Annotated in this window: 7 protein-coding genes and 1 pseudogene; 3 read left to right on the top strand and 5 right to left on the bottom strand. The window is 67.9% G+C overall.

Going from position 1 to position 8400, the window contains the following annotated elements:
* Nucleotides 1–218: 218 nt before the first annotated feature.
* From rodA to ABIS05_RS26015, 5 genes are read right to left on the bottom strand one after another with little or no spacing between them, the layout of a single operon-like run.
* Entirely contained in the window at nt 219–1373 is a 1155-nt protein-coding gene (gene rodA, locus ABIS05_RS26035) for a rod shape-determining protein RodA (RefSeq protein ID WP_348009280.1), read from the bottom strand.
* Nucleotides 1370–3388: a penicillin-binding protein 2 gene (mrdA, locus tag ABIS05_RS26030; RefSeq protein ID WP_348009279.1), complete on the bottom strand. Its 2019-nt coding sequence runs from the start codon at nt 3386–3388 to the stop codon at nt 1370–1372. The genes rodA and mrdA overlap by 4 nt, the downstream gene beginning before the upstream one ends.
* Before the next feature lie 3 nt (nt 3389–3391).
* Nucleotides 3392–3913, bottom strand: a complete 522-nt coding sequence (mreD, locus tag ABIS05_RS26025) for a rod shape-determining protein MreD (protein WP_348009278.1) — start codon at nt 3911–3913, stop codon at nt 3392–3394.
* The gene (gene mreC / locus ABIS05_RS26020) at nt 3910–4914 is read right to left on the bottom strand and encodes a rod shape-determining protein MreC (RefSeq protein WP_348009277.1); all 1005 of its coding nucleotides are present in this window, start codon (nt 4912–4914) and stop codon (nt 3910–3912) included. The genes mreD and mreC overlap by 4 nt, the downstream gene beginning before the upstream one ends.
* A gap of 23 nt (nt 4915–4937) precedes the next feature.
* Nucleotides 4938–5981: a rod shape-determining protein gene (locus ABIS05_RS26015; protein ID WP_348009276.1), complete on the bottom strand. Its 1044-nt coding sequence runs from the start codon at nt 5979–5981 to the stop codon at nt 4938–4940.
* A gap of 212 nt (nt 5982–6193) precedes the next feature.
* On the opposite strand from ABIS05_RS26015, the gene gatC reads away from it, so the two are divergent.
* The 3 genes and pseudogenes from gatC to gatB all read left to right on the top strand — a co-directional run.
* Nucleotides 6194–6493, top strand: coding sequence for an Asp-tRNA(Asn)/Glu-tRNA(Gln) amidotransferase subunit GatC (gene gatC, locus ABIS05_RS26010; RefSeq protein ID WP_348009275.1), 300 nt, complete (start codon nt 6194–6196; stop codon nt 6491–6493).
* Complete coding sequence (gatA, locus tag ABIS05_RS26005; protein ID WP_348009274.1) at nt 6490–7977, top strand: Asp-tRNA(Asn)/Glu-tRNA(Gln) amidotransferase subunit GatA; 1488 nt, start codon at nt 6490–6492, stop codon at nt 7975–7977. The genes gatC and gatA overlap by 4 nt, the downstream gene beginning before the upstream one ends.
* 2 nt (nt 7978–7979) lie before the next feature.
* Nucleotides 7980–8400 (top strand): annotated as a pseudogene (gene gatB, locus ABIS05_RS26000) (Asp-tRNA(Asn)/Glu-tRNA(Gln) amidotransferase GatCAB subunit B); the annotation flags it as partial.

The following is an 8400-nucleotide window of genomic DNA, read 5'->3' as shown; positions in this document are numbered from 1 at the left end:
CTCAGCCTAGGCGCAAAGCGGAGCTGGGCCGAGTGCCCAGCGAGCATTTGCAACGACGGATCAGCCCCCTTGCAGGCCCAACCCGAAGGGCTGGGGCGATTTGCGGGGCGATTCGGCGTTGCCGACTCGTTGTGGGCGCCCATCCCAGGCCTCGTCGGCGCCTTGCCTCGCCCCGCAACTCGCCCCAGCGCGCACCCGACCCACAGCCCGACAGCCTCCTAGGTCTTCACCAGCTTCTTGACGCGGGCGATCGACAGCAGCAGCCCGAGGCTCAAGCCCAGCGTGACCATCGCCGTGCCGCCGTAGCTGACGAAGGGCAGCGGCACGCCGACGACGGGCAGGATGCCGCTGACCATGCCCATGTTGACGAAGACGTAGGTGAAGAACGACAGCGTCACCGCGCCGGCCATCAGCCGCGTGAACAGCGTCGGCGCGTCGGAGGCGATCATCAGCCCGCGCAGGATCAGCGCCGTGAAGCCGGCCAGCAGGGACAGCGCGCCGAACAGGCCGAACTCCTCGCCGAAGGCGGCGAAGATGAAGTCGGTGGTGCGCTCGGGGATGAACTCCAGGTGGGTCTGCGTGCCCTTCATGAAGCCCTTGCCCGTCAGGCCGCCGGAGCCGATGGCGATCTCGCCCTGGATGATGTGGAAGCCCTTGCCGAGCGGGTCCTTGGACGGGTCCAGCAGCGTGCAGATGCGGTGCTGCTGGTAGGGCTTGAGCACCGGCCAGGTCACGTCGGGCTGGCAGATCTTGTCCTCGCTGAGCACCAGCGTCGTGACGCCGGCGGCGGCCAGCAGCAGGGCGGGTGCGATCAGCTTCCACGGCAGGCCGGCGAAGAAGATCACATACAGGCCCGCAGCCAGCACGAGGATGCCGGTGCCGAGGTCGGGCTGCTTGGCGATCAGCAAGAAGGGCAGCAGCAGCAGCGCGAAGGCGGCGACGAAGTCCGGCCAGCGCAGGAGGCCCTCGCGCTTCTGGAACCACCAGGCCAGCATCAGCGGCGTCGCGATCTTGAGCAGCTCGGACGGCTGGATCTGCGTGATGCCGATGCTGAGCCAGCGCGTCGCGCCCTTCTTGCTGACACCGAACACGGCGGTCGCGATCAGCAGGGCCAGGCCCAGCGTGTACAGCGGGATGGCGAACGCCATCAGCTTTTGCGGTGGTACCTGGGCGACGATGAACATCAGCGTCAGCGCCAGGGCCATGTTGCGCGCATGGTCGACGAAGCGGGTGCCGTGGTCATAACCGGCCGAGTACATGCACACCAGGCCCCAGCCGCACATCCACAGCACGGCGATCAGCAGCGGGATGTCGAAGCCGATGAGCCAGGGCCGCAGCCGGCTCATCAGCGGCGGTCGTTCGATGACGGTCATCGCGAGGCTCCTGATGCAGGCGCGGGTGCGGAAGCCGCAGACGCCGCAGATGCCGCTGGCGTGGCGGGCGGCAGCAGCGGCACGTCGGCCACCGCGCGCGGCGTGCCGATGGGCGCGAAGGTCTGGCCCAGCTGGGTCTTGGCGAGGTCTTCCTCGCTCGGGTACTGGCCCAGCAGCAGGTAGTCGAACACGCGGCGCGCGATCGGGGCGGCCGAGGACGAGCCCCAGCCCGCGTTCTCGACGATGACGGCGAGGGCGACGGTTGGGTTGCCCACGGGCGCGAAGCCGACGTAGAGCGAATGGTCGCGCTTGCGCTCGTCGGCCCTGATGGCGCTGTACTTCTCCCCCGCCCTGAGGCCGACGGCCTGGGCGGTGCCGGTCTTGCCGCCGCTCTGGTAGCCGGCGCCCAGGAACACCTGGCGCGAGGTGCCCTCGAGCGTCACGCCGTTCATCGCGTTCTGAATGACGGCCACGTCGGCGGGCTTGAGCGGCAGCGGCTCCAATGCGTCGCTGGCGACCCGGCGCTGCTCGTGCCTCACCACGTCCTCGATCTCCCGCACCAGGCGCGGCTTGAAGCGCTGGCCCCCCGAGGCGACGGTCGAGTAGGCCGTGGCCATCTGCAGCATGGTGAAGCTGTTGTAGCCCTGGCCGATGCCCAGCGAGATGGTCTCGCCGGGGAACCATTTTTGGTTTGCCGGGCTTCTGGCGAAGTAGCGGCGCTTCCAGTCCTGCGATGGCAGCACGCCGGTCACCTCGCCCTGCACGTCGATGTCGGTCTTGCGGCCCAGGCCGAAGGGCTCCAACTGGTCGTGAATGAGGTCGACCCCCATCTCGTTGGCCAGGCTGTAGAAGTAGACGTTGGACGACGTGACGATGGCCAGCCGCATGTCCTTGGGGCCGGCGCGGTCGGTCTCGGGGCTGCCGAAGGTGCGGCCGCCGAAGCTGTAGCTTAGGTTGTCCATGATGACCGTGCCGGGCGCGCGCTTGCCGCTGTTCAGCGCGGCCATGGCCATCAGCGGCTTGAAGGTGGAGCCGGGCGGGTAGGTGCCGCGCAGCGCCCGGTTCAGCAGGGGCTTGTCGATGTTCTCGTTCAGGTCGCGCCAGGAGTCGACGTCGATGCCATCGACGAAAAGGTTGGGGTCGAAGGTCGGCTTGGACACAAACGCCAGCACTTCGCCGTTGCGCGGGTCGATGGCCACCAGCGCGCCGCGCCGCTCGCCGAACAGCTTCTCCACCAGCGCCTGCAGCTTGATGTCGATGGACAGGTTCAGCGTGTTGCCGGGGGTGGGAGGCTTGTGGTCCAGCCGGCGCACGGCGCGCCCGCCGGCGCTGGTCTCGACCTGCTCGAAGCCGGTCGCGCCGTGCAGCTCTTTCTCGTAGGCCTGCTCCAGGCCTAGCTTGCCGATGTATTCGGTGCCGCGGTAGTTGGAGATGTCCTCCTCCTCCCACTCGTCCATGGCCTTCTTCTCGGCCTGGTTGATGCGGCCGATGTAGCCGATCAGATGAGCGCCCACCTCGCCCAGTGGGTAGGACCGGAACAGCCGCGCCTTGATCTCCACGCCGGGGAAGCGATAGCGCTGCGCCGTGAAGCGCGCCACCTCTTCATCGGTCAGCTTGGTGCGGATGGGCAGGGAGTCGGTGTGCCTGGCTTCGTCCAGCAGCCGCTTGAAGCGCCGCTTGTCGCGCGACTGGATCTCGAGCACTTCGCCCAGCGCCTCGATGGTGGCGTCCAGGTCGTTGACCTTTTCGGGGTTGATCTCCAGCGTGTAGGCCGAGTAGTTGCTGGCCAGCACGACGCCGTTGCGGTCCTTGATGAGGCCGCGGTTGGGCACGATGGGCACGACGGCGATGCGGTTGGACTCGGCGCGCTCGGCAAAGCTGTCGTACTGCAACACCTGCAGCCACACCAGGCGCAGCACCAGCAGGCCGAAGCAGAACAGCACAAAGGCGCCCGCCGCCAGCACGCGCAGCCGGAAGCGGGACAGCTCCTGGTGGAGGTTCTTGAGGACGACCACGGGCTACAGTGGGCGATGCGCGTCGCGGTCGGGCGCGCGGCGCTGCGGGGCCAGTAGCAGCACGCTCGCGACAGGCCACAACATGGCCTCGAACACCGGCGCCAGCAGCACGCCCCAGCCCGGCCACATGCCGCCCACGATCAACCGCACGATCAGCGCCAGCACATGCGCGGCGAAGAACAGCGGCAGCACCTGGATGGCTTGGGCGCCGAGCGCGAACCAGGGCAGGCGGCGGTGCAGCATGATCCCGCCAAAGCACAGGCCGCTGTAGGCCAGCGCATGCTGGCCGAGCAAGGCGCCGTCATGCACGTCCACCGCCAGGCCGAACACGAAGGCCCACAGCAAGCCGATGCGTCGCGGTTGGTGCACGCCCCAGAACACCAGCACGACGGCCAGCACGTCCGGCATCGCCGCGACGCGGCCCACCGGCACCATGTCGATCATCAGCGCGACGATGAGCGTGAAGGCGATGAACCAGGGGTTGGCGGGGAGCAGCAGCTTCTCGGCTGCGCGCGGCATGATCATGGCGCGGCTCCGGATGCTTTCGCGGCCGCTTTTTCAGCGGCCTTCTCGGCGCGCTCGGCCTTCTTCGCAGCCCGGGACAGGGCCTTCGCCTCGGCCGCGGAGGCCGCTTCGGCCGCGTTCGCCACCTCGGCCTCCTGCCTGGCCGCGACATGACGGCCCATCGGCTGCAGCACCAGCACATGACGGGCGCTGTCGGGCTGGGCGATGGGCGCCAGCAGCACTTGCGCAAAGCTGGAGTCGCTGCGGCGGTCGACCACCGTCACCTTGGCCACCGGCAGGCCCGGCGGGTAGACGCCGTCCAGCCCCGAGGTCGTCATCAGGTCGCCCACCTTCACGTCGGCATTGGCGGCCAGGAAGCGCAGTTCCATGCCGCTGCCATCCGCGCGGCCGGCGGCGGCATTGCGCATCTGCGTGCGCGCGTTCAGCAGCGGGATGGCGGCGTCCTTGTCGGTAAGCAGCGTCACCTCGGCAGACAGTGGGTAGACGCGCGTCACCTGGCCCAGCACGCCGCTCTCGTTGATGACGGGCGAGCCGGCCGCCACCCCCTGCGTCGCGCCACGGTCGATGACGACACGGCGCGAGAAGGGGTCGGGCGCTTCGAACAGCACCTCGGCAGACAGGGACGGCACGGCCCCCGCAGACCGCAGGTCGAGCAGCTTGCGCAGCCGCTCGTTCTCGGTCTGCAGCGCCTCGGCGCGCGACAGGTGTTCGGCCTGCTCGGCGAGCTGGCGTTTGGCCTGGTCTTCGGCGGCCATCGCGCGCTTGGTGCCGCGCAGGTAGTCGCCGGCCGTCTCCCAGGCGTCCACCGGCGTCAGCAGCAGGCGCTGCACCGGCTGCAGCACGAGGGCGAGCGCGGAGCGGGCCGGCAGCATGAGATTGAAGCGGGCATCCGCCACCATCATCACCAGGGCCAGCGCCGAACACAGCACGAGCTTGGTCAGCGCCGACGGACCCTGGCGGAAGAACGGCGGCGGGGAGCGGTCTAGGGTGCCGAAGGGCATGGCGCGCGGGGCGCGTTAAAGGCTCATTCCGACGTGAAGATGGAACCGAGGCGCTCCATGCGTTCGAGCGCCATGCCGCAGCCGCGCACGACGCAGGTCAGCGGGTCTTCGGCCACCAGCACGGGCAGGCCGGTTTCTTCGCCGAGCAGGCGGTCCAGGTCGCGCAGCAGCGCGCCGCCACCGGTCAGCATCATGCCGCGCTCGGCGATGTCGGCGCCTAGCTCGGGCGGCGTCTGCTCCAGCGCGTTCTTCACGGCGGAGACGATCTGGTTGAGCGGGTCGGTCAGGGCTTCCAGGATCTCGTTGGACGAGATCGTGAAGCTGCGCGGCACGCCTTCGGAGAGGTTGCGGCCCTTGACCTCCATCTCCTTGACCTCGCTGCCCGGGAAGGCGCTGCCGATGTTCTTCTTGATCGACTCGGCCGTGGGCTCCCCGATCAACATGCCGTAGTTGCGGCGGATGTAGTTGATGATGGCTTCGTCGAACTTGTCGCCGCCGACGCGGACCGAGCCCTTGTAGACCATGCCGCCCAGCGAGATGACGCCGACTTCCGTCGTGCCGCCGCCGATGTCGACGACCATGGAGCCCGAGGCCTCGCTGACGGGCAGGCCCGCGCCGATCGCGGCGGCCATGGGTTCCTCGATCAGGTAGACCTCGCTGGCACCAGCGCCGAGGGCCGATTCACGAATCGCCCGGCGCTCGACCTGGGTAGAGCCGCAGGGCACGCAGATGATGATCCGGGGGCTCGGCTTGAAGGTCTTGGAGTCGTGGACCATCTTGATGAACTGCTTGAGCATCTGCTCAGTGACAGTGAAGTCGGCGATGACGCCGTCTTTCATCGGCCGGATGGCTTCGATGTTGCCGGGCACCTTGCCCAGCATGGCCTTGGCCTCGCGGCCGACGGCCTGGATGGTTTTCTTGCCGTTGGGCCCGCCCTCGTGGCGGATGGACACCACCGACGGCTCGTCGAGGACGATGCCCTTGCCACGCACGTAGATCAGGGTGTTGGCGGTGCCGAGGTCGATGGCGAGATCGGTTGAAAAGTAGCGACGCAGGGAGGCGAACATGGGTGGGCGCGGAAGGAGCCTCGCCGGCGGCGGCGCGGCTCAAAAAATGGGGGTGCTTAAAGCAGCGAGGCCGCCCGGACGGCGACGAAATCAGTCGCTGAAGGGGCAGCCCCGAAGGCCATGAAGATGGACGGCGATAATAACCGAACCCCTCTGTTTTGAGCCCACAACCACTGCGTTTCTGGCTCAATCCTTACACCTGAAAACGACTCATGAGCCTCACTCCCGATGACGTGAGCCGCATCGCCAATTTGGCCCGGCTGGAACTGCAACCGGCTGAATCTGCGGCACTGCTGGTCAACCTGAACGACTTCTTCAAGATCGTCGACCAGATGAGCGCCGTCGACACCGCTGGCGTCGAGCCGCTGTACACACCGCTGTCTGCCGTGCAAGAGGTGGCCCTGCGCCTGCGCGAGGACGTCGTCACCGAGAGCAACCAGCGCGAGCTGAACCAGCGCAGCGCCCCGGCCGTCGAGGACGGCCTCTTCCTCGTTCCCAAGGTCATCGAATGAAGCCCGTTCACGACATGGGCGTGGCCGAGCTGGCCAGCGCCCTGAAAAGCCGTGCCGTCTCCAGCCGCGAGGCCACGCAGGGCCTGCTGGATCGCATCACCGCCCACGCCAGCCTGGGTGCCTTCCTGCATGTCGACACCGATGGCGCGCTGGCCCGCGCCGACGCCGCCGATGCGGTACTGGCTGCGGGCAATGGCGGCCCGCTGACCGGCGTGCCGATCGCGCACAAGGACATCTACGTCACGGCGGACATGCCGACGACGGCCGGCTCCAAGATCCTGGCTGGCTACCGCAGCCCCTTCGACGCGACCGTCATCGCCAAGCTGAACGCGGCCGGCACCGTGGCCCTGGGCAAGCTGAACTGCGACGAGTTCGCGATGGGCTCAGCCAACGAGAACAGCGCCTTTGGCCCGGTCAGCAACCCGTGGGACGTTTCCCGCGTGCCCGGCGGCTCTTCGGGCGGCTCGGCTGCGGCCGTGGCGGCGCGCCTGGTGCCCGGCGCCACGGGCACCGACACCGGCGGTTCCATCCGCCAGCCGGCCAGCTTCACCGGCATCACTGGCATCAAGCCGACCTACGGCGTGTGCTCGCGCTACGGAATGATCGCCTTCGCCTCCAGCCTGGACCAGGCCGGCCCCATGGCCCGCTCGGCGGAGGACTGCGCGCTCTTGCTGTCGACGATGAGCGGCTTCGACGAGCGCGACGCGACCAGCGTGCAGCAGCCGCCGCAGGACTTTCATGCGCAGATGCTGGTGGCGCGCGAGGGCGCTAGCGCGGGCAAGCCGCTGGCGGGTCTGCGTATCGGCCTGCCCAAGGAGTTCTTCCCTGCAGGGTTGTCCGCCGACGTCAACGCCGCCGTACGCGCCGGCCTGGCCGAGCTGGAGAAGCTGGGTGCCACGCTGGTCGACGTCAGCCTGCCGCGCACCGAGCTGGCCATCCCTGTGTACTACATCATTGCCCCGGCCGAGGCCAGCTCCAACCTGAGTCGCTTTGACGGCGTCAAATTCGGCCATCGCGCGGCCAAATACGACGATCTTCTCGATATGTACAAGAAGACGCGTGCCGAGGGCTTCGGCCCCGAGGTCAAGCGCCGCATCATGATCGGCAGCTACGTGCTGTCGCACGGCTACTACGACGCCTACTACCTGCAGGCGCAAAAACTGCGCCGCATGATCGCGGACGACTTTCAGCAGTGTTTCGCCCAGTGCGACCTGATCGCCGGCCCGGTGGCGCCCACCGTCGCCTGGAAGCACGGCGAAGGCAAGGACAACCCGACGCAGGCCTACCTCGCTGACATCTTCACTCTGCCCGGCTCGCTGGCCGGCCTGCCCGGCATGAGCGTGCCGGTGGGGACGGGCGAAGGCGGCATGCCGGTCGGCCTGCAGCTGATCGGCAACTACTTCAAGGAAGGGCAGTTGCTGCATACAGCCCACGCGCTTCAGCAGGCGACGGATTGGCATCAACGCGCTCCTTCAGGATTCTGAAAATGCCCACTTCCAAACTCATCCGCGGGTATGAGGTCGTCATCGGCCTGGAAAATCACGTCCAGCTCTCCACCAAGTCGAAGATCTTCAGCGGCTCGTCGACCGCCTTCGGGGCTGATCCCAACACCCAGGCCTCGCCCGTGGACCTGGCGCTGCCCGGCACGCTGCCGGTGCTGAACCGGGCCGCCGTGGAGAAGGCGATTCGCCTCGGCCTGGCGGTCGGCGCCAAGATCGCGCCGCTGTCCATCTTCGCGCGCAAGAACTACTTCTACCCGGACCTGCCCAAGGGCTACCAGATCAGCCAGTATGAAATTCCGGTGGTGCAGGGCGGCGTGGTCGAGTTCTTCCTCGGCGAAGAGAAAAAATCCGTGCGACTGGTGCGCGCCCATCTGGAAGAGGACGCCGGCAAGTCCTTGCACGAAG

It is taken from the genome of Roseateles sp. (assembly GCF_039929605.1).
Lineage (GTDB): Bacteria > Pseudomonadota > Gammaproteobacteria > Burkholderiales > Burkholderiaceae_C > Pelomonas.
This window is presented reverse-complemented; position numbering and strand designations above follow the sequence as displayed.